Source organism: Xanthobacter pollutisoli (assembly GCF_040044995.1).
GTDB lineage: Bacteria > Pseudomonadota > Alphaproteobacteria > Rhizobiales > Xanthobacteraceae > Xanthobacter.
Genome location: NZ_JBDZDP010000022.1, coordinates 1 through 21,975, shown reverse-complemented (window position 1 = coordinate 21,975; position 21,975 = coordinate 1). Strand labels below are relative to the sequence as shown.

At 64.1% G+C, this 21,975-nt stretch carries 17 protein-coding genes; 11 read left to right on the top strand and 6 right to left on the bottom strand.

What is annotated here, in order from left to right; all coding sequences use genetic code 11:
* The first annotated feature begins 329 nt into the window (after nt 1–329).
* Nucleotides 330–602: a helix-turn-helix transcriptional regulator gene (locus ABLE93_RS23110; RefSeq protein ID WP_282888576.1), complete on the top strand. Its 273-nt coding sequence runs from the start codon at nt 330–332 to the stop codon at nt 600–602.
* Here ABLE93_RS23110 and ABLE93_RS23105 read toward each other — a convergent pair.
* From ABLE93_RS23105 to ABLE93_RS23085, 5 genes are all read right to left on the bottom strand, one after another.
* Entirely contained in the window at nt 580–1,836 is a 1,257-nt protein-coding gene (locus ABLE93_RS23105; protein WP_348842113.1) for a tyrosine-type recombinase/integrase, read from the bottom strand. The genes ABLE93_RS23110 and ABLE93_RS23105 overlap by 23 nt on opposite strands.
* A gap of 387 nt (nt 1,837–2,223) precedes the next feature.
* Nucleotides 2,224–3,087, bottom strand: coding sequence for a DUF6671 family protein (locus ABLE93_RS23100; protein ID WP_348842112.1), 864 nt, complete (start codon nt 3,085–3,087; stop codon nt 2,224–2,226).
* A gap of 2 nt (nt 3,088–3,089) precedes the next feature.
* Entirely contained in the window at nt 3,090–3,995 is a 906-nt protein-coding gene (cysD, locus tag ABLE93_RS23095) for a sulfate adenylyltransferase subunit CysD (protein WP_348842111.1), read from the bottom strand.
* Complete coding sequence (locus ABLE93_RS23090; RefSeq protein ID WP_510183071.1) at nt 3,992–6,556, bottom strand: YbcC family protein; 2,565 nt, start codon at nt 6,554–6,556, stop codon at nt 3,992–3,994. The genes cysD and ABLE93_RS23090 overlap by 4 nt, the downstream gene beginning before the upstream one ends.
* Complete coding sequence (locus ABLE93_RS23085; RefSeq protein ID WP_348842110.1) at nt 6,553–8,184, bottom strand: NADH-quinone oxidoreductase subunit L; 1,632 nt, start codon at nt 8,182–8,184, stop codon at nt 6,553–6,555. Before ABLE93_RS23085 ends, ABLE93_RS23090 begins: the two co-directional genes overlap by 4 nt.
* Nucleotides 8,185–8,285: 101 nt before the next feature.
* On the opposite strand from ABLE93_RS23085, the gene ABLE93_RS23080 reads away from it, so the two are divergent.
* The 10 genes from ABLE93_RS23080 to ABLE93_RS23035 all read left to right on the top strand — a co-directional run bounded on the left by ABLE93_RS23080 (nt 8,286) and on the right by ABLE93_RS23035 (nt 19,786).
* Nucleotides 8,286–9,179, top strand: a complete 894-nt coding sequence (locus tag ABLE93_RS23080; RefSeq protein ID WP_348842109.1) for a LysR family transcriptional regulator — start codon at nt 8,286–8,288, stop codon at nt 9,177–9,179.
* Nucleotides 9,180–9,532: 353 nt separating this feature from the next.
* Nucleotides 9,533–10,519 carry a bifunctional folylpolyglutamate synthase/dihydrofolate synthase gene (locus tag ABLE93_RS23075; RefSeq protein ID WP_348842108.1) on the top strand — a complete coding sequence of 329 codons (987 nt, stop codon included), beginning with the start codon at nt 9,533–9,535 and terminating at the stop codon, nt 10,517–10,519.
* On the top strand, nt 10,425–10,871 hold the full coding sequence (locus tag ABLE93_RS23070; protein WP_510183070.1) for a glutamate ligase domain-containing protein: 447 nt from the start codon (nt 10,425–10,427) through the stop codon (nt 10,869–10,871). The genes ABLE93_RS23075 and ABLE93_RS23070 overlap by 95 nt, the downstream gene beginning before the upstream one ends.
* 422 nt (nt 10,872–11,293) lie before the next feature.
* A complete protein-coding gene (pyrC, locus tag ABLE93_RS23065; RefSeq protein WP_510183074.1) occupies nt 11,294–12,343 on the top strand; it encodes a dihydroorotase in 1,050 nt (349 codons plus the stop codon).
* Between the two features lie 36 nt (nt 12,344–12,379).
* Nucleotides 12,380–14,101: a dihydroxy-acid dehydratase gene (gene ilvD / locus ABLE93_RS23060; RefSeq protein WP_348842105.1), complete on the top strand. Its 1,722-nt coding sequence runs from the start codon at nt 12,380–12,382 to the stop codon at nt 14,099–14,101.
* Between the two features lie 173 nt (nt 14,102–14,274).
* Nucleotides 14,275–15,270, top strand: a complete 996-nt coding sequence (locus tag ABLE93_RS23055; protein WP_348842104.1) for a TerC family protein — start codon at nt 14,275–14,277, stop codon at nt 15,268–15,270.
* 304 nt (nt 15,271–15,574) lie between these two features.
* Nucleotides 15,575–16,411: a universal stress protein gene (locus ABLE93_RS23050; protein WP_348842103.1), complete on the top strand. Its 837-nt coding sequence runs from the start codon at nt 15,575–15,577 to the stop codon at nt 16,409–16,411.
* A gap of 102 nt (nt 16,412–16,513) precedes the next feature.
* Nucleotides 16,514–17,587 carry an NAD(P)-dependent alcohol dehydrogenase gene (locus ABLE93_RS23045; RefSeq protein WP_348842102.1) on the top strand — a complete coding sequence of 358 codons (1,074 nt, stop codon included), beginning with the start codon at nt 16,514–16,516 and terminating at the stop codon, nt 17,585–17,587.
* A 43-nt stretch (nt 17,588–17,630) separates the two neighbouring features.
* Nucleotides 17,631–18,590 (top strand): bifunctional enoyl-CoA hydratase/phosphate acetyltransferase, encoded by a 960-nt coding sequence (locus ABLE93_RS23040; protein ID WP_510183069.1) that lies wholly within the window; start codon nt 17,631–17,633, stop codon nt 18,588–18,590.
* A complete protein-coding gene (locus ABLE93_RS23035) occupies nt 18,587–19,786 on the top strand; it encodes an acetate/propionate family kinase (protein ID WP_348842101.1) in 1,200 nt (399 codons plus the stop codon). Before ABLE93_RS23040 ends, ABLE93_RS23035 begins: the two co-directional genes overlap by 4 nt.
* A gap of 87 nt (nt 19,787–19,873) precedes the next feature.
* On the opposite strand, the gene ABLE93_RS23030 is transcribed toward ABLE93_RS23035, so the two are convergent.
* Complete coding sequence (locus ABLE93_RS23030) at nt 19,874–21,862, bottom strand: HAD-IC family P-type ATPase (protein ID WP_348842100.1); 1,989 nt, start codon at nt 21,860–21,862, stop codon at nt 19,874–19,876.
* Between the last annotated feature and the right edge of the window lie 113 nt (nt 21,863–21,975).

The window sequence follows — 21,975 nt, the reverse complement described above, 5'->3', positions numbered from 1 at the left end:
TCCGTCTCCTCGCTACCGCCGCCCACGAAATCCTTAAGTGTCACACTTTCGACTGTTGCTACGTCGCTAGCGGACTTCCGGATCGCATCTCGCCGATGCAAGCAGTAAATGGTGCGTGATCTGAACAGCGCAATTACGGCGCGGAACGCGTGCGGCGAGTCGTGCAGATTCTTTGGACTGACGGATGTCCGGCCGCGCTGTCAGGACTGAAAATGACCCGCCGATTTCTACGCCAGAGCCCGAAATTGCCGCACGCCACTCGGGAGGGACTTCCGGCATCGGCACCTATCGTTCTCAATCGCCAGCGACAGCCGCTAAGGAGATTGGGTATGGGTCAGAGCGAGCCTTTGGAGATCAGGAAGACCATCCGGCGGCACCAACTGCGCGAGATGGTGCCCCTGGCCGACAGCACAATCTACGAGATGGAGCAGCGCGGCGAATTCCCACGCCGCTTCGCGCTGTCGCCGCGCTGCATCGTCTGGGACCTCGCCGAGGTCCACGCCTGGTTGCTAGCGCGGCGCGCGAAGCCAATCCCTCGCGCACAGCATCCCGACGTCACCAAGCGCAAGTCCCGCCCAGTCAAAGGGCAGGATCGAGTGTGATAGACGGCATGACTGTCGGCAGCAGCGTCGGAACATACTTCCGCCCCTCGACCCAGGCATCGACGGTGTCGGCCCATTCCTGCATCATGTGGCGACGCTGAACCTCGTATTCGGCCTTGTTGTAGACGCCGCGTGATGAACGCCCGTCCTCGTGCGCCAGGCACTTTTCGATCCAGTCGCGGTTGAAGCCCAGCTCATTGAGCAGCGTCGAGCCCGTGCGGCGGAGGTCATGCACGGTGAACGGCTCCAGCGGCAGCCCCTCCTTCTGGGCCTGTTCGACGACAGCGTAAGTGACCCGGTTGAAGGTCGCCCGCGACATCGGCGCATCCGCATCGTACCGGGAAGGCAGCAGATACCGGGAATTACCGGCGCAGGTCTTGAGCGCGATCATGATGTCGAGGGTCTGCCGGCACAGGTAGACATTGTGCGGCTTCGATCGCTTCATGCGCTCCTTCGGGATCGTCCAGACGGCGTTTTCGAAATCGACTTCATCCCAGACCGCGTCCTGTAGTTCGCTCTTCCGGACCATGGTGAGGAGGTAGAGCTTCATGCCGAGCCGGATCGTCGGCAGCGTCGCGACATGCTCCAGTTGCTTGAGCATGATGCGGATCTCGGTCGGCGAAAGCGCCCGGTCCTTGGGCGTGAACGTGGCAATCGAAGCCGGACCAACGTCATCGGCCGGGTTCGCGACCTTCTCGCCGTGGAGGATGGCGAAGGCGTAGATCTGCTTCAGGATATCCCGCACATGGATGGCCGTCGCGGGCGCGCCCCGTTCCACGATCTTGGCGCAGTGGGCGCGCAGGTCATCAGGCGTGATTTCGGTCAGCAAACGGTTCTGCCAGACCGGCTTGAGTTCACGCTCGAATATGGCGCGGCGCATGGCGCGCGTGCTGTCCGCCATGGGCGCGCCCGTCAGCCACTTCTCGCCGAACTCGCCGAAGCTCTTGGCCTCCTTGATCCGGCGCTTCTCCCGCTGCTTCTCGATGGCGGGGGACAGCCCCTCGGCAATCATGCGTTTCGCGTCCAGGCACAATTCCCGCGCCCGGGCGAGCGAGATCCCATCTCGGGCGTACTTGCCGAGATGGACGGTCTCCCGCCTGCCGTTCAGCCGATAGTCGAGCCTGAACGAGATGCCGCCTGTCGGCGCGACACGCACATACATGCCGTCACGATCGGTCACCTTGTACATTTTGGCTTTTGGTTTCAGGCACTTGAGTGCCGCATCCGTCAACATTCTGGGCCTCCTCGCGGAAAAGTACCGTCACGCGGTTTTTGAAGGCTTTTGACGGGAATATCTGTTTATGTTCAGCGTGTTAGGCTGAAAAAAGTACCGTCATTAGCCTCGGTCGCTATGACGGTACTTTCGATTTTCCGGATGATCAACGGGGGCAGGGTCCGTCAGCGGGCACGACAGACGCGTTTGATGCCCACCGATAGCTCTCGATAGGTACCGGCTGAAATATTTTTGTTTTTCAGGTGGTTACGTCGTATTCTGGCGTAGTTTCGGATACCCTCGGATGGGCAAAAACTATTCCCACTCGATCCGTCGCTCAGCCTCTCGCAGCTCATCACCGGACGGCTCGGACATGCCCATTCGAAGCTCCTTTCCCGGGTCCCTGCGTCACGGGTTGCAATCGCTGCATTGCCCGGGATCCGCGGTTGTTGCTGGCACGAAGCGCTCGATCCGGTGGCCACAGGCAGCGCACGACAGCACCTCCGCCCTGATCGCCAAGGTCGGCCCGCCGCACCACGAACAGGGCAGACCGGCGAGGCGCTCGGTCACGGCGAACCCGGGCGCTGCGCAAACCGGGCACGGGCTGCGGAACCGGCGGACCAGATCGAGGGTCGCGCGCTTGATGGCGCGCATGCGCGTCGGATTGCGATGTGCGCGCATGTCGGTCTCGACAAAAGCCGCGCCGCAAATCCCGATCACCTGCGTCACTGCGTTTTCGAGGTCCGCCGGGTCCCGGATATCCTTGATCAGCGCGCGGGCCGGCGCTGGCTGGCCGTCGATGACGCCCATGACGATCACGCCGTGCTCAGGGAACTGCGCGCGGTCCGCGAAAGCGCGTGCCGAAGCAATATCCGAGACGACCGCATGGCTGAAGTTCGTGGGCGGACTCGCATGATGCCCGATCAGTTCGAGGCCGGAGGCGCGGTCGGAAAGAACGACGATCTCACGGGCGAGCGGGAGGAATGGAATATACGGGTGCGGGCCGAAACTGCCTTCGCTGGCCAACGCCACCTGGGCATCGGGCGCGTCTGCGAACGCCGCCGCGATCTTGGACCGCGCCGCATCGAGCTGCGAGCCGGTCCGCTCGACGTCCCGGCTGAAGGTGCCGAAGCGGTCGGTATCGATGTCATCGCTCACCCTGACTCGCAGGCCGAGCGCGCGCTCCAGCAGCGGCGCGATCACCCGCTCCTTCCCGTGCATCGTCGCGAGCACCGCCGGTTCTTGCTTGTAGGGTCGGGACGCGCCGGTCATCGCTAGAAATACCCCTCGCGCTTCTTCTGCTCGAGCGAGCCGCCGTCCTCGCCGTCGCTGATCCGGCCCTGACGCTCGGACCCCGAGGCCGCCAGCGTCTCGCGAACCACGGAGGTGAGGTCAGTCGCCTCCGATTCGACCGCCGCGGTGACCGGCCAGCAACCGAGGGTGCGGAAGCGCACGGTCTTTGTTTCGACATTCTCGCCGGCCCGCAGCCGCATGCGCGGTTCGTCATCGACCACGATCAGCCCGCCGCCGCGCTCGACTACGGGTCTCGGCACCGCGAAGTAGAGCGACGCGAGCGCGATGCTGTGGGTCAGCGCGTAGGTCCAGACGTCGATCTCGGTCCAGTTAGACAGTGGGAAGACGCGCGCCGACTGATCTTTGCCGAGCCGAGTGTTGTACAAGCGCCAGAGCTCGGGACGCTGCTGACGGGGTTCCCAGACATGCCCCACGCCTCGAACGGAAAAGACCCGCTCCTTGGCCCGCGACTTCTCCTCGTCGCGGCGGGCGCCGCCGAAGACGATGTCGTAGCCGCCCTGGTCGAGCGCGGCCTTGAGCGGCTCGGTGCGCATCGCCAGCGTGTAGCGGTCGCCATGATCGAAGGGGTTGAGCCCCGCGGCGCGGCCTTCCTCGTTGGCATGGACGATCAGCTCGAACCCGTGCTCGCGAGCGAAGGCATCACGGAAGTCGAGCAGCGACCGAAACTCCCAAGTCGAGTCGATGTGGAGCAGCGGAAACGGCGGGTGGCCGGGATGGAAGGCGCGCAGCGCGAGATGCGCCAGCACCGTCGAGTCCTTGCCCGCCGAGAAGAGCATCACCGGCTTGCGCGCTTCGGCGACCGCTTCGCGCAGGATACGGATCGCTTCGGATTCCAGGCGCGCCAGATGCGAGAGCCGCGCGATCATTCCATCGCCTCCCATCTGAGATCGCCGGCGTAGCGGCGGATCGTCCATCCCTCGTCGGCGAGAGCGAAGAGGTGGACCCAGCCATTGTCGACGAGCTGGCGGACGCCCGTATGGGTCGCGATCACGCGGTTCAACGCGTCCTCGGGCGCTTCGATGAAGACGCTGAGGCGCAGCGGCTCGTGGACGAAGCGTTGGCCGTCATGCACCGACTGCCAGGGCAGACCGACCTTGAGATCGCCGGCATTGCCCTCCAGGACGCCGAGCTGGCCGACGACGTTGTGGAGCACCTTGTTGCCGCTACCGAAGGCGCGGTTGTTCACGGTCGAGCCGTAATATTGCAGGTTGATCCAACTCGCGACGACCATCGGCGCGGTCATGATCAGTTCGAGAACGCCGAACCCCGCGTCTTTCCACCAGTCATAATCGTGCAGGAAGGCGCGGCCGCCAAGATCGAGCCCGCGGGTGCGTTCGCGCGGCGCGGCGATGAACGCGGCGTTCCCCGCCAGCCCCCATTCGGGACGCACCTGCGCCCAGTCGCGGCTGCGCGCCTTAACGGCGCGATCGACATTTTCGTCCTTGCCGATACCGAGCAGCAGCGCCCGCTCGGCACGCGCGAGCGCGGAGGCCTTGGCGAGGGCTTCGCGCAGCCGGGCGAGATCGCCGGCATAAGACGCCGGGAGCCGGTCGGCATCGAAGATGCGGACCTCGTCGGTGGTGGTGTCGTGCAGGCAACCGAGGAACCAACTGTCTTCGGGAATGTCGATGCCCTTAGCGGTTAGCCCGATACGCACGCCGGCATCGTTGAGGATAGCGGCGGCGACGCGGGCGTTCGCCTCGCCGGTGTGGCCGCCGCACGCCCCGCAATCGAGCCCCGAGGCATGAGGATTGTTGACGGTGCTGCTGCCATGGCCGGTCAGCAGCACCAGCCGCGCGAAGCCTTCGGTCATCGACATCGCCCGCAGCGCGGCCTCGGCCATCGCGATGCGCTGCCCGTCGTCGAAGCCGGTGAGCCGCCCGCCCACGGCGCGCGGCTCGAGGCGCGGTCCGATGCGGCCGATAACTCCGCCATCGAGACCGTCTGTGTTGGGATCTTTGACAGTCCGGGTCAGTCGCGCGCCGTCGCCGATAAGCTTGCCGGCGAAAAGCAACCCCGCCGTCTCGACGTAGGTGAAGGACGACACCGCTGAGAGCTTGAACGCCTTCCAGGCTTTCGTGGCCCGGCGGCGCAGCAGGCGCAGGTTAAGGATCGCCGCTTCCTCGGCGTCTGACGCAATGGCGACCGCCTCGCAGACGACGAAGGTGGGCTTCAGCAGCACCGGGCATTGCGCGCCGCCGGTCTCGCGGCCGATCGGCACATACTCGATCGGGAAGCCGAAGAAGCCGGCGAAGCCGATCGTCTCTATCTCGGGGCATACGGTTTCCAGCGCGCGCCGGTAGACTTCGGAGCGGACGTCGATGCAGAAGGCCGCCTGGAACGCCTTGCGTATGGCGGCGGGCTTTCTGCAAGGTGCCGCGACATGTTGCGCCAGCCGCGCGAGCAGCCGACGCCGGTATGCCGCCTCATAGGCTTCATGCAGGATGAGATCGAGAGCGAGTTCGGGATCGTCGCCGAGCCGCTCGTCCTCGGGCAAGGTCGCAGCCTCCGCCATCACCTTTGCCCACGCCGCAGTGAACGTCGGGTCGGCCCGTTCGAGGAAGAGCGCATAGCCCCAGACAAGGCGGATCGCGAGCAGTTCGACAAGCGTGTCGTCGTCACGCCCGTAAAGCGCGTTGTCCCAGACGCGGTAGCGCGCATAGGCGGCCCAGCCGCCGATATCGATCAGCGCGCGGTGGAGATAGTCCTCCACGGCGCGGTCTGGGATGCCGAGCGCACGCACGACCGCGGCGATGGTCTCGCGCGGGTCCTCCGGCATGGCGGCGACAGCCTTGCGGAAGCCACGGATGCCCATCGTCTCGGGATTGCGGTCGAACCGCATCGCGGCGCGCCAGGCGGAGTACGGCGGCAGCATCCTCGCCGGCAGCTTCCAGGCGGCCTGCCCCTCGTCGAAATAGGCCGCCGACCATTTGGAGATCTCGTCGATCATGAACGCTGTGCGTGAGGCCTGACGATCGCCCGCCGCCAAGCCGTCCAGGACCTCGGCGACGGTGGCGACGACGGCCCGGGGCCGTGCGGTGGAAACGGGGTCGCGCGCTGCCGCAAGACGCAGCGTGACCGCGTCTTGGGCGAAGGCTGGATCGCCGGATACGGCAACGCTCGCTGCCTCCAGATCGCGATCCGCGATGGTCCCCGCCGCGAGCGCGTCGCGGTAGAAGGCGCGCGGCATCAGCATGTCGACCTGGGCGATCCGGCGCAGCGTGGCGCAGGTCGCCGCGAAGCTCTGGTCGCAGAAGCCGAGGAACGGATTGACCGCGACGAAATGCTTCAGTGGCCAAAGCGGCGCGATCCTGTCGCAGGCCCGGGCGATCGCCGCCTCGATGGCGGCGTTCTCCGCGCCTGCCGGCGCCCGGGCTGCAGCGAAGGGGCTCGGCAGATCGGTCTCGACGGCGATGGCCATGCTCATGGGTGGGCTCCGCTGGTGGGCATGATGGACGCAGTGCGCCCGGTCTGGACGGGCGGCGGGCTCGGCCAGAACCGCAGCACCAGCCGGTTGGCGAGCGTGTTGACGTAGAGACCGTTGGCGAGGTGCATATAGAGCGCCTGCCAACGCGGTTCGGCGGCCTTGCCCGGCAGCAGGCTCTGCAGGATCGTGACCGCGGCGAAGGCGAGGACGACGACCGCGACGATGGCGAGATCGAGCGGTCCTCGCAGCGCTTGTACCGGCGGCAGCGAACCGGCAAGCAGATGTTCGGCGGCAAGCTGCAAGCCGAAATAGGCGAGCCCCACCAAGACCGCGAGCGCCACCGTTCGCCCGATCACGTAGAGGCTCGGCCGTTCGTCGAACGCCTGGATGATGAGATGCGCGAGACCCAGCATCACCACCGCGCCCAGTGCGAACACGCCCGGCTGCTGAATGATCGTCGCGCCGAACAGCGTGCCGACGACGAGCGTCACCGCCAGCACCAGGCCGACGATCATCGCCATCCGTGCCGGATGCGGCCGCCCACCCGGGCTCGGCGACCACGACGCCCGCGCCAGATCGATGACGCTGCCCGAGGACAGGAAGGCGTGCGCCTTATAGAGCGAGTGGGCGACGATATGCAGCAGCGCCGCCGCAAACGCGCCGAGCCCGCACTGCAACATCATGAAGCCCATCTGCGCGATCGTCGAGTACGCCAACGACACCTTCACGCTCGTCTGCGTCAGCATCACCACCGAGCCGAACAAGGCCGTAAAGCCGCCAACGATCACCAGCACCTCCAGCGAGACCGGCGACAGCGAGATCAGCCCGGCAAAGCGCAGCACGAGGAAGCCGCCAGCGTTGATGACGCCGGCGTGGAGCAGCGCCGAGACCGGCGTCGGCGTCTCCATCACTTCGGTCAGCCAACCGTGCAGCGGGAACTGCGCCGACTTGAGCAGCGCGGCGATGACCAGAAGCACCGCGACGGCATGGATCGCGCCCGGAACCACTCCGGTGATGCGCATCGCCTCAGCGCCGGCGAAAAGGACCGCATAGTCGAGGCTGCCGAACGCTTGGTGGAGCAACGCCATCGCCGCGACCAGACAGAGATCGCTGACGCGGCTGGCGAGGAACTTCTTGCGCGCCGCGAGCACCGCCGCTTGCCGCTCAGGGTAGAAGAGCAGCAGCTTGTTGAGGCCGACACTCGTTGCGATCCAGGCTAACCCGAACTGCAACAAATTGCCCGAGACGATCAGCAGCAGCACCGCGGCTAGCGTAAGGCACAGCCACTTGGTGAAGCGACCCTGGGCGGGGTCGCCGTCGAGATAGTTGCGGCTGTAGAGGGTGACGATCAGGCCGACGAAGGCGACGAGCGCGAACATGATCGCACTTAGTGTGTCGACATAGAATCCCAGGCCGACGCCGTCGATGCCGAGGGTTCCCGTCGCAAGCGGGCTGTGCAGGGCGATAGCAACGCCCGTTGCAACGGCCAGGGCCAGTGCGAACGCCGCCGTGAGGGCAGCGCCCGTTCCCGCCCGTCGGCGAAACGGCTTCGCAGCGCCGGCCAGAAAGCCGGACCCTGCAAGCGCGAAAGGCGCGAGGGCGAGGCACCAGGTCAGGGCTGAGTTCATGGTCGTCTCCGGTGAGAAGCGACCCCTTCATTAACGCCCAGCCGACTATCTTGATAATATAAAGATTGTGAGAAATCGTTCGTTTTGATAAAATTGAACTGATGGCAAGCCTCAACTACCACCACCTACGCTATTTCTGGGCCATCGCCCATGAGGGCAGCCTGACGCGCGCCGCCGAGCGCCTCAACCTGTCCCAGTCGGCGCTCTCGGTGCAGTTGGGAAAGCTAGAGCAGCAGCTTGGTCATCCGCTCTTCGAACGGGCAGGCAAGCGGCTTATCCTGACCGAGGCGGGCCGCATCGCGCTCGACTACGCCGACACCGTTTTCCAGGCTGGTGACGAACTCGTCAGCACCATGCAGGGACGGCCCGTCGATCGGCGTCAGGCGTTCCGGGTCGGGGCGTTGACGACCCTGTCGCGCAACTTCCAGTTGGAGTTCCTCCGTCCCCTGGTCGGCCGCGCAGATGTCGAGCTGATTGTGCGCTCGGGCACGATGTATGATCTACTCGCCCAGCTTACGGCGCACACGGTCGACGTCGTGCTCGCCAACAGCGCGCCGCAGCAGGACGCGCAGTCGTCGTTTCGGAGCCATCTGCTCGCTCAGCAGCCGGTCGGCCTGGTCCGCCGGCCCGGCGCGGCGGCGTCACCGTTCCGCTTTCCGGAAGACTTGGCCTCCGAACCAATCCTCCTGCCAAGTTTGGGCAGCGAGATTCGCCTGGCGTTTGACCGGATCCTTGAGCGTGCCGGAGTGCGCCCGGTGATCCTGGCCGAGGTCGACGACATGGCGATGTTGCGCCTGCTCGCCCGCGACAGCGATGGTTTCACGTTAGTGCCCCCGATCGTAGTCCGCGACGAATTGGCCTCCGGCGCCCTCGTCGAGGTCTGTCGAATCCCGACGCTCAGCGAGAGCTTCTACGCGATCACGCAGAAGCGGCGGTTCCCGAACCCACTGCTCGCCGAACTTATGGCACGAGCTGCGAAGCAGGAGCAGTCATAGTCGAGCCGACCGAGCGAGTTGACCAAGGTAATCTTGCAAGCGTTGCCACTCCCAGTAGTAGGCGGGTTAAGAGCCGGACCCCCAACTGTAAATTGATCGGCGTTTTCCATTCCTCCGAGTCGCAGTGTGTGCAGGGGATTTCAAGATGGCGTGCGTGTCTGTTTCGCTGCAACATCGTTACATGTGCATGGCGGCATTAATTCGTTGCTGGGCAATAGGCCCAGTTGCGTGTTTCGATTGGATCTGGCTCGAGCTTCGCGTTCATTTGGGAATTAGGTTTAGATTCGCGCCCACGCGGGTAAACGATGGCCGCCCACCTAAAAAAGACCAGTAGAAGAAGCGCAATGGTCCGAATGGCTGCAATTCTTACGCGATTGCTTACGCTCCATCCCAAGCGGATCGATCTCTCGCTCGACCGTATGTGGCGAATTCTCGACCGCCTTGGCCATCCCGAGCGTCGTTTGCCGCCGGTGATCCACGTCGCCGGCACCAATGGCAAGGGTTCGACCGTCGCCTTTCTGCGCGCGATCCTGGAAGCGGCCGGCTTCTACGTGCACGTCTACACCTCGCCCCACCTCATGCGCTTCAACGAGCGCATCCGTCTTGCGCGACCGGGCGGCGGCGCGCTGGTCGACGACGACGAGCTCGCGGATGCGCTTGCGACCTGCGAACGGTTGAATGCCGGCGATCCGATCACGTTCTTCGAGATTACCACCGCCGCGGCCTTTCTGCTGTTCGCGCGCCGTCCCGCCGATGTGCTGCTGCTCGAGGTAGGCCTGGGTGGCCGGCTCGACGCGACCAACGTGATCGGACACTTGCTTGCGAGCGTGATCACTCCAATCTCGCGCGACCATGAAGAGTTTCTCGGCAACACCATCGAATTGATCGCGGCGGAGAAGGCGGGTATCTTCAAGCCCAATGTGCTGGCGGTAACCGCGCCCCAGTCGCTGGAGGCGCTCGCGGTGATCGAACGGCAGGCAGCGCGCTTGTGCGCGCCGCTTCGTATTGGTGGCAAGCACTGGGGCGTGACGCCCGGCCACGGCCGCATGGTCTATTGGGACGAAACCGGGCGCATCGACCTGCCGCCGCCTTGTCTGTTTGGCCGTCATCAGTTCGACAACGCGGGTACCGCAATCGCCACCTTGCAGCATCACTGCACTGCAGATTCCGCACGCGGCCTTCGAGCAAGGCGTCGCCAAAGTCGAGTGGCCAGCGCGCATGCAACGTCTCGCCCACGGCGAGCTGGTGGAACTGGCGCCGGACGGCAGCGAGGTGTGGCTCGACGGCGGCCACAATCCGGACTGCGGCCGTGCACTTGTGGGCGCGCTTGCCGATCTTGAGAAGCGCGGTCCGCGGCCGCTCATACTCATCGTCGGCATGCTCGCGAGCATGGATTGCGAAGGCTTTCTCATGAACTTCGCCGTGCTCATCTGCCGTGTCATCGCGGTGCCGATCCAACAAGACACGGCTCTGCCGTCCGAAGAGATCGCACAAGTCGCCCGCCGCGTCGGCATCCCGGCCGAGACCCGCGACAGTGTCGGGGACGCGCTTGCCACAATCTCCGCGCTTGGCCTCGCCCCGGCCCCGCGAATCCTTATTACCGGCTCGCTCTATCTCGCCGGGGAGGTGCTTGCCGCGAACAGCACACTGCCGACCGGATCTGATACGCGTGGTCGCAATAGCATCCCTTAGCGGCACCCATAAAAATTTGCTGCTTTTCCCTTAAAGAGCGACTTGGTCACATTGCTTATCGAGGAAGACAGCAATGAACCTGAGATGAGCAACAAGAACTCGGGCGGCAAAGAGCAAAGAAATATGATGCCGTCCCGGCTTGTTTAGAATGTTAAACTCAAGTGAAATCGATCAGCACCAAACCAGCGCCCGCATACACCCAGCCGGAGACGATTGATGATCATTGATGGCCTATCTGCTCCGTCGCCCACACCATTGCATCCTCCGCCGCCCCCACCTGGTGCATCGATGCCGACACTCGTGACAACGTCCTCGCCCGCCGAAGCGCGCTCGCCGGAAACTGCCCGCGCCATCAGGAACCTTCCCGACCTGATCGTGCATGGCGCCGAGCAACAGCCCTTGGAAGCGGGGCGAAGGTGACCTTGGCAAATGTGATAACGCTCGTTAAACCCGACGATTGGCACGTGCACCTTCGCGATGGCGATATGCTGCGCATGGCGTTGCCCTGGTCGGCCCGCGTGTTCGGGCGCGCCATCGTCATGCCGAACCTCGATCCACCGGTGACGACGGCCGCGCGGGCGGCTGCCTATCGCGATCGGATCCGGCGCGTCTTGCCAGGCGGATCCGGATTCGAGCCGCTGATGACATGTTTCCTGACGGATGAGACGGAGCCGAAGGACATAGCTCAAGGTTTTGCCGAAGGGATCGTCATGGCGGTCAAGATGTACCCGGCGCGCAGCACCACGAACGCCGCCGCCGGCGTCACAGACGTTCGCCGGGTCAGCCGGGTATTGGAGAGGATGCAGGCGATCGGCATGCCGCTCCTGATACATGGTGAGGTGGCCGACCCCGAAACAGACGTTTTCGACAGGGAGAAGGCATTCATAGACAGGGTGCTTGTTCAGCTGCGAGCCGATTTCCCGGCGCTGCGGATCGTCTTGGAGCACATCACGACCGCCCAAGCCGTGGACTATGTGCAGGACGCCGCGGGACCTATCGGCGCTACCATCACGGCGCACCATCTCATGATCAACCGCAATGCGATGTTCGCAGGCGGCATCCGGCCGCACATGTACTGTTTGCCCGTGGCCAAGCGGGAGGGGCACCGTCTCGCCTTGAGGAAGGCCGCGACCTCCGGCGATCCCCGGTTCTTCCTCGGTACGGATTCGGCGCCGCACCTAGTCCAGGACAAGGAATCGGCGTGCGGCTGCGCTGGAGTCTTTACGGCGCCGGTTGCGCTTGAGCTCTACGCCCAAGTGTTCGAGGAGGAACGAGCCCTCGATAGGCTCGAGGCCTTCGCGTCACTCAACGGCGCACGGTTTTACGGTCTGCCGCCGAACACCGAGACGGTCACGCTCGAGCAATCGCCGTGGCAACCGCCAGAATTGCTGCCGGTCGGCGAGGCTGATCACGTGCGTGTGTTCTGCCCGGAGGGCAAAGCTCGTTGGCGCCTGCTCGAACCGGCGGCCTGAAAGAGCTTATCCCAGTTCAATGAGAGAACCCGACCCATGACACACCATTTCGACAAATCCAGACTGCCAAGCCGCCACACGACAGTCGGCCCCGAGCGGGCGCCGCATCGGTCGTTCCTCTACGCCATGGGATTGACCGATGCCGAGATCGCACAGCCCTTCGTCGGTGTCGCCACTTGCTGGAACGAGGCGGCCCCGTGCAACATCACCCTCAGTCGTCAAGCACAGGCTGTCAAACTGGGCGTCAAGGCGGGTGGCGGCACGCCGCGCGAGTTCACCACCATCACAGTGACCGACGGCATCGCCATGGGCCACCAGGGCATGAAGTCGTCGCTGGTGAGCCGCGAGGTGATCGCCGATTCGGTCGAACTCACCATGCGCGGCCATTGCTACGACGCGCTGGTAGGCCTCGCCGGGTGCGACAAGTCACTGCCCGGCATGATGATGGCCATGGTCCGCCTCAACGTGCCGAGCGTGTTCATATACGGCGGTACGATCCTGCCGGGGCGCTTCCGCGACAAGGACGTCACCGTGCAGGACGTCTATGAAGCGGTGGGAAGCTACCAGGCCGGTCAAATCTCCGAGGACGAGCTACACGCTCTCGAATGTGTGGCTTGCCCTTCCGCTGGTTCGTGCGGCGGCCAGTTTACCGCCAACACCATGGCTTGCGTCTCCGAGGCGCTCGGCCTCGCACTGCCCGGTTCGACCGGTGCGCCGGCACCCTACGAGAGCCGTGACGCCTTCGCGGAAGCGTCTGGCAAGGCCGTGATGAACCTGCTGGCTCGCGACCTCAGGCCGCGCGACATCGTCACCCGCAAGGCGCTGGAGAACGCCGCCGCCGTGGTGGCGGCCTCCGGCGGGTCGACCAATGTGGCGCTGCATCTGCCGGCGATCGCACACGAGGCGGGCATCGACTTCGACCTGCATGCGGTCGCCGAGATTTTCAAGCGCACACCCTATATAGCCGACCTCAAGCCTGGAGGGCGCTACCTCGCCAAGGATCTGTTCGAGATCGGCGGCGTGTCAGTGATCCTGAAGGCGCTGCTCGACGGCGGCTATCTGCACGGCGACTGCATCACGGTGACAGGCAAGATGATCGCCGAAAACCTGGCCGACGTGGTCTTCCCGACCAACCAGGACATTGTTCGCCCGATCTCCGACCCGATCACCACCACCGGCGGCGTGGTCGGTCTGCGCGGCACGCTCGCCCCGGAGGGCGCGATCGTCAAGGTGGCCGGCATGACGGACCTCAAGTTCCGCGGGCCGGCCCGGTGCTTCGACTCCGAGGAGGCGGCTTTCGACGCCGTGCAGAAGTGTGAGTACAAGCCGGGCGAGGTCATTGTCATTCGCTACGAAGGGCCGAAAGGCGGTCCCGGGATGCGCGAGATGCTGGCGACCACGGCGGCGATTTACGGCCAGGGCATGGGCGACAAGGTGGCGCTGATCACGGACGGACGCTTCTCCGGCGCCACGCGCGGCTTCTGCGTTGGCCATGTCGGCCCCGAAGCGGCCGTTGGCGGCCCGATCGCATTGCTGAAGGACGGTGACATCATCGCCATCGATGCCGATGCGGGCACGCTTGACGTGGAGCTGTCGGCCGACGATCTGGAGATTCGGCGCAAGGACTGGCGACCGCGTCGTCACGACTTCCAGTCGGGGGCGCTTTGGAAATTTGCGCAAACCGTGGGGCCCGCATCGAAGGGCGCGGTCACTCATCCCGGTGCCGCCGCGGAGACACACGTCTATGCCGATGTCTGAACTCTCGCGACACACATAGGACCAAAGATTGCTATTGCGCTGGCGATGGCTCGGCACCACATCTCAAGCACCCGGAAGGTCCGGGCCCCTCTGGCGGCCGAGCATGGCCGCGATGTCGGACCTAGGACGCATTCAACGCGTCCTCACTATCGTCCGAAACATGAGGGTTAACCATGGACCTACTCGCCGACTTCCTGACCAGTGATTTCCTCGGCAAATCCGCCTGGCTCTGGTTCGCCTTCATCGGCATCGTCGGGGCGCTGCTCGCCTTCGACCTCGGCGTTCTCCACAAGCAGGACAAAGAGATCGGTGTCGCCGAGAGCCTGAAGCTGTCTGCGTTCTACATCGCGGTCGCGATCATTTTCGGAGCTTGGGTGTGGTGGTCCATGGGACCGACCTCGGGCATGGAGTACTTCACGGGCTATGCCATCGAGAAGGCGCTCTCGATCGACAACGTCTTCGTGATCTCGCTCATCTTCGGCTACTTCGCAATTCCCGCGAAGTACCAATACCGGGCGCTCCTCTGGGGTATCCTCGCGGTGCTGGTCTTACGCGGCCTCATGATCGCGGCAGGCGCGGCGCTCGTGCAGCAGTACGAGTGGGTGCTCTACATCTTCGGCGCCTTCCTGATCGCCACAGGGATCAAGATGCTCGTCATGGGAGAGAGCGAGCAGGACGTGTCGAAGAATCCTATCGTGCGCTTCCTGTCGAGGCGCATGCGGGTCTCGGACGAGCTGCACGGTGAGCGCTTTTTCGTCCGCAAGCCCGACCCCGAGACGGGCAAGCTCGTGCGTTTCGCCACGCCCCTGTTCCTGGCGCTCGTCGTGATCAACATCGCCGATCTGGTGTTCGCGGTCGACTCGGTGCCAGCGATCTTCGCCATTACGACCGACACCTACATTGTGTTCACGGCTAACATCATGGCGATCCTCGGCCTACGCGCGCTCTATTTCGCCCTCGCCGCTATGGTGCACCGCTTCGAGTATCTGAAGTATGCCCTCGCCATCGTGCTCGTCTTTATCGGAGCCAAGATCTTCTGGAACCAGATCGTCGGCAAGTTGGACCCCGCGATTTCGCTCGCAGTGACCCTCTCTATCATCGCGGCCGGCGTGTTGTTCTCTCTATGGAAAACCTCCACTCACTTGCCGAAGACGATAGATGACCGTTAATGTCCGCCGTCGTGGATCAACCGCATCGACCGCCAGCCACCCTGCGGCTATCCCACCACTCGCCACAAAGACACCGTTGCGGCCTCGTCGGCCATGTGTTGTAGCGCGGCTTATCTGCGGCTCGCCAGTCTCAACCGGCCCGATGAGAAATAGGATTCTTAACCGGGCCGAGCGCACCCCGCTTTCACCGCGCTAAGTAGCCGGCGGCTACGGCAGGGCTCGTATTATTGTTGTTGGTGCCGTGCTATCAGACGAGGAAGCCCGAGCCGCACGCACTGCCTTCCCTTAATCAGGAGTTCTCTCGATGAAATTAGACATTCTCGTGCCAATCCATACATACCCCGATGGAAACGCAGACAAGTTTGCTCTCCACGTCGCTGCGGCCGCGCGCCACTTGGAGGCCGATGTTCATGCGCTCGTCATGGTTGCCGAGTTTCCGCACGTATCCAGCGCCCTCGGCAACATTCTCATCGACATCCCCTCGCTGATCAGTGGTGCGAAGGCAAAATGCCGTGAGCGTGGATCGGCGGTCATACAGGCCATGGAAACAGAGACGGGACGGCTTGGCGTCTCATGGCGAACCACCAAAACGGAATGCTTCCCAGGCACGTTTGGAGACGCTGTGACCAACCTCGCGCGCTACCACGATCTTGTCTTGGTGGGGATCGGACCTGACGATGTCACGCCGCAAGCGACCGCGGAGGCGGCAATCTTCGGATCAGGCAGGCCGACTCTCCTGGTTCCGGAAAATTCACCGCCCGCGGATTTCGGGCATGTCATGATTGCCTGGGACGGGAGTCGGGTCGCGGCGCGTGCGGTATCCGATGCTCGTGATTTCCTGCAGCGTGCGCAAACCGTCACGATTGCTTCGGTTACCGACGAAAAGGCCCTCCCGGACGAGGATCCCGGTACCCGGCTGGCGGAATATCTCTCACGGCACGACATTCAGGCGACAGTCGCCCGGGTGCAGAGTCGGGGCCGTCCCATCGCCGAAACCCTGCAGGAGCATGCGCGGGAAACCGGAGCGGGAATGCTGGTGATGGGGGGCTTCGGTCATTCCCGGATGAGGGATTTTGTGTTGGGTGGCGCGACGAGCGGAATCCTGAAGGATCTGCGGCTTCCGGTATTGCTGTCTCACTAGGGGCGTAAAGATGCCCCGGACCCAACCTCGTGACTGACGAGCCGGTGGCTGCTTAAAAGTTCGTTGGCGAGGCGGACCACCTCGCAATTTCAGGAGTGCCGGATGCAAAGAATGAAAGCAGCCATTTTCGTCGAACCTGGTCGGATTGTCCTGGATGAGAAGCCGATCCCGGATGTCGGGCCGCTGGACGCACTTGTCCGGATCACGACGACAACGATCTGCGGCACGGACGTCCACATCCTGAAGGGCGAGTATCCGGTTGAGAAAGGCTTGACCATCGGCCATGAGCCGGTCGGCGTCATCGAGAAGCTCGGCTCCGCCGTTGCGGGATTCAGCGAAGGCCAGCGGGTCATCGCAGGCGCCATCACGCCGAGCGGCTATAGCAACGCCTGTCAGTGCGGGCGCTGCTCGCAGGACGGACCTGGCACCCGCCACGGTTGGAAACCGATGGGCGGCTGGAAGTTCGGCAACACGATCGACGGCTGCCAGGCCGAGTATGTTCTTGTTCCCGACGCGATGGGAAACCTGGCTCTGGTCCCTGACACCCTCACCGACGAGCAGGTGCTGATGTGCCCTGACATCATGTCGACCGGGTTCAGCGGAGCGGAGAGAGGCGGCATAAAGATCGGCGACATGGTCGCGATCTTCGCGCAGGGACCGATCGGTTTATGCGTCACCGCCGGCGCGAAGCTCCTAGGCGCGTCAACGATCATCGCCGTCGACAGACTGCCGGAACGGCTCCAAATGGCGCGACGTCTCGGTGCTGACCATGTCGTCGATTTCAGCCGCGCCAACCCCGTCGACGAGATCCTCCGGCTCACTGACGGGCGTGGCGTCGATGTCGCCATTGAGGCGCTTGGCACCCAGGCGACGTTCGAGGCCTGCCTGCGCGTTCTCAGACCTGGCGGCACGTTGTCGAGCCTCGGCGTCTATTCCTCCGACCTCAACATCCCGCGCGATGCCTTCGCAGCCGGCCTCGGTGACCACACGATCGTGACCACGCTCTGCCCGGGCGGCAAGGAGCGGATGCGCCGACTCATGGCTGTGATTGAATCGGGGCGGGTGGACCTCGGCGCGATGGTCACGCACCGTTTCAAGCTGGATGACATCGAAGCGGCCTACGACCTCTTCGCCAACCAGCGCGATGGTGTGTTCAAAGTCGCAATCACGCCGTGATCGCGAGGCAATGACGCCAGGCGAATGAGCAAAGCGGCAAAACTTGAAAGACACCGTAGAAGCAGGAAGGGACAGCACGACGCGCTCCCAACTCGATAGGCTGCTTACGCTGGCCGCCGAGCGGGAGCCGGTTCGAACCGCGATCGTCCATCCTTGCGACGCGGCTTCTCTGGGCGGCGCACTCGAAGCTTTCCGGATGAGACTGATCCTGCCCGTGCTGGTCGGTCCTCCTGCGAAGATCGCAGCCGCGGCGGCGGCGGCGGGCGAAGACCTTACCGGCATCCGCATCGTAGCGGTCGAGCACAGCCATGCTGCCGCCAAGGCCGCCTGCCGCCTGGCGCGGGCGGGCGAGGTCGAGGCCATCATGAAGGGCAGCCTTCATACCGACGAGTTGCTCGCCGCAGCGATTGACCGCGAGGCGGGTCTGCGCACCGATCGGCGGATGAGCCATGTCTTCATTCTCGACGTGCCTACCTATCCGCGCCCGCTTTTTCTGAGCGATGCCGCCATCAACATCGCGCCTGACCTCGCGGCCAAAAAAGACATCGTCCAGAATGCGATCGACTGCGCGCACGCCATGGGTGTTCAGGAACCGCGGGTGGCAATCCTGGCGGCAGTGGAAACGGTGCATCCGAACATGCCGGCGACCACCGATGCGGCGGCCTTGGCCAAGATGGCCGATCGCGGCCAGATCGTCGGCGGCCTGATCGATGGGCCGCTTGCTTTCGATAATGCGATCTCCAGGGAAGCCGCCGATGCGAAACGGATCGTCTCGGCCGTGGCCGGCATCGCGGACGTGCTGATTGTCCCGAACATCGAAGCCGGGAACATGATGGCAAAGCAACTCGCCTATCTGGCCAACGCCCAGTCCGCGGGCATCGTAATGGGGGCACGGGTGCCGATCATCCTGACCAGCCGGGCCGACGGCCGCCTGTCGCGGCTCGCGTCCTGTGCCGCAGCGGTGCTGGTTGCGCGGCACAAGAGGACGAAGCCCTCCAGATGACCAAGGCGCTCCTCGTCCTCAATGCCGGCTCGTCCAGTCTCAAATTCGCGGTCTTCGGTCGTAGAGCCGAGCTACCTGTGCTGCTGAAGGGCAGCATCTCACAGCTTGGTCATGAACCGCGTCTGAAAGTCGGGTCCCCTGGCGAGGCCGATTGCGAACGGGCCCTTGGCGCTGGTCCGATGTCGCCCGGCGATGCGGTGCAGGCGGCGCTAGCCGAGCTTCGCGGGCGCGGCCTGATGGATCGGATCGTCATCGTCGGCCATCGTATCGTCCACGGCGGGCAGACTTTCACCAGACCAACCGTCCTCGATCGTTTGACACTCGACAGACTCCGTCACCTGGCGCCGCTAGCGCCGCTGCATCAGCCCTACAATCTGGATATCGTCGAGTTGGCTTCGGGCCTTCTGCCTGCCGCGATCCAGATCGGCGCCTTCGATACCGCTTTCCACGCCGACCGGCCGCGATGCGACCGCCTCTATGGGCTGCCACGCCGGCTGAGCGATGACGGCATCATGGCCTATGGCTTCCATGGCCTTTCCTATGCCCATGTCGCGGCGGTTCTGCGCGCGCGATACGGCGCCAGCGCCGGCGGCCGAACGATCGTGGCCCATCTCGGCAGCGGCGCCAGTCTCTGCGCCATGGATGCCGGGCGAAGTGTCGCCACCACAATGGGGTTCTCGGCGCTCGATGGCCTCGTCATGAGTTCGCGCTGTGGATCGCTGGATCCGGGCATCGTCCTTCACCTCATACGCGAGCGGCACATGAGCGCAGAGGTCGTGAGCGAACTTCTCTACGAGCAGTCCGGCCTGCTCGGCGTATCGGAGATTTCCGGGGATATGCAGACGCTGCTCGAGAGCGGCGACCCTCGCGCGGCCGAAGCCGTCGACCTCTTCATCTATCGGATCGGCCGGGCGATCGGCTCGTTGGCTGCGGCGGTCGGCGGGCTCGATACCTTGGTCTTCACAGCCGGCATCGGCGAGAACGCGCCAAGGGTTCGGCAGCTTATATGCGAGGCAGCAGGATGGCTGGGTGTCAGCATAGACCCCACCCGCAACGAGCGAGGGGAGACGAGTGTCGGCTCCGCCGCGTCGGATGTCGATGTGCTCGTGATACCGGCCGAGGAAGAACGCGCCGTCGCGGAAGGTGCTTTGGCATGCCTCGAAACGGTGGAAGCACAGCCGCGACGGAATGCGTGATCTGTTCGAGCCGCCGGCGACCCATGCATATTCCCACGAAGCCTGCCAAGCGCCGCCGGGATCGTCGTTGAAAAGACCTCTCGCACATTATGCATCGATGGTTCGCAGAAATCCCAAGCGGCGCATCAGGGCCTTTTCGATTTCAAGCACCACCAGTACCGCGATGCCAATTCCCATGATGATTGCGCCTTCAAGGATCGAAACCGGGGCGCTGTCGAAAAGGACATGCATGAACGGCGCATAGGTGAAGGCGAGCTGCGCGACGATAACCACGCCGATAGCGGCGAGCACCGCCGGGGTGCCGAGCGCGCCGCGAATGCTGAACGAGGTCATGTGCAGGTATCGCACGTTGAAGAGATAGAAGATCTGCATCACCACAAGCGTGTTCACCACCATGGTTCGCGCGGCTTGCTCGCCCCGTCCGCCCAGAATGGCATATTCGAAAATGCCAAAAGTGCCGAGCGTGAACAGGACGGAAACGAACGCGATGCGCCACAGAAGAAAGCGCGAAAGCAGTGGCGCGTTGCGCGGGCGCGGCGGGCGCTGCATCACGTTCGGCTCGGGCGGCTCGAAGGCGAGCACGAGGCCCAGCGTGATCGCCAGGATCATGTTGATCCACAGGATCTGAACCGAGGTCATCGGCAGGGCGAGGCCCAGGACAATGGCCAGCACCACACCGAGCGTCATCCCGCCGTTTGTCGGCAGCGTCCAGGCGATCACCTTGCGGATGTTGTCATAGACCGTGCGGCCTTCGTGAACCGCCGCGACGATCGAAGCGAAATTGTCGTCGAGCAGCACCATTTCCGCCGCTTCCTTGGCAGCCTCGGTACCCTTGCGGCCCATCGCGATACCGACATCGGCCTGTTTGAGCGACGGCGCGTCATTGACTCCGTCGCCCGTCATCGCGACCACATGGCCGTTGGCCTGTAGGGCGCGTACGATGCGGAGTTTGTGCTCGGGACTGGTGCGGGCGAAGACGCTGACGGTCTGCGCGATCTCAAGCAACGCGGCGTCTGAAAATCCGTCGAGCTCGGAGCCGGTGACCACTTGCGGATTATCGGCCAATGCGAGTTGCCGTGCGATCGCGGCGGCCGTGTCACCATGATCGCCGGTGATCATCTTCACGGAAATGCCGGCAGAACGGCAGGCGGCGATCGCGGCGATGGCTTCTTCACGCGGCGGATCGATGAAACCAACGATGCCGAGGAATACCAATCCGCTTTCGACATCCCTAAAGGACAGGCGCTCCATGCCCGCACCGGCTTTCATGGCGGCAAAGCCTAACACTCTTTCGCCATTGCCGGCCGCCGCGGCGATGCGCGCTTGCCAAAAGGCGGCGTTGGTCTTGTCGCCGGCGGCCTGCGCTTCACACATTTCGAGCACGCGCTCCGGCGCCCCCTTCACGGCAACCCATGTGTCGCCTGCGGGGGTGCGGCTCAGCGTGGCCATGAAGCGATGCTGGGCATCGAAGGGAATCTCGTCGAGTCTGGCCCAGGCGCCGCGCTCGGTCTCGGGATGCAGACCGGATTTCATTGCCAGCGCTACGAGCGCTCCCTCCATCGGATCGCCATGCACGCTCCAACGGCCCTCGCTCTCCACCAGTTGAGCGTCGTTGCACAGGAGGCCGGCGCGGACCAGGTCCACACGCGCGGGGTCCGAATCCGGCGCGGCATCGCTGGTCGCCGCCGTCGCTCCAATCTTGCCGAGCGGGGCATATCCCGCGCCTTCGACGAGATATTCCGTTTCCGAAGTGACGATGCGGCGGGCGGTCATTTCGTTCTTGGTCAGCGTCCCGGTCTTATCAGAGCAGATGACCGACGTGGCCCCCAGCGTCTCAACCGCCGGAAGCCTGCGCACCACCGCATTGCGGCGAGCCATGCGCTGGACACCAATGGCCAGCGTGATCGAGATGATGGCCGGCAGACCTTCGGGCACCACGCCGACCGCAAGCGCCACCACCACCATGAGCGCGTCGGACCACGGATAGTCCCGCACCAGAATAGCAAAGGCAAGGATCAGGGCTGCCATGCCGATCGCGAACCAGGTGATCAGCTTTCCGAAAGGCTCAATTCGCATTAGCTATGCATGATCCGATTTGGTAGGCTGGCGGTCTGCACGCAGGAGGCGAAGATGGACCGGCAAGACTACATGGCGTGGCTTTCGCAGATCGACGACCTCTCGGCGGAGCA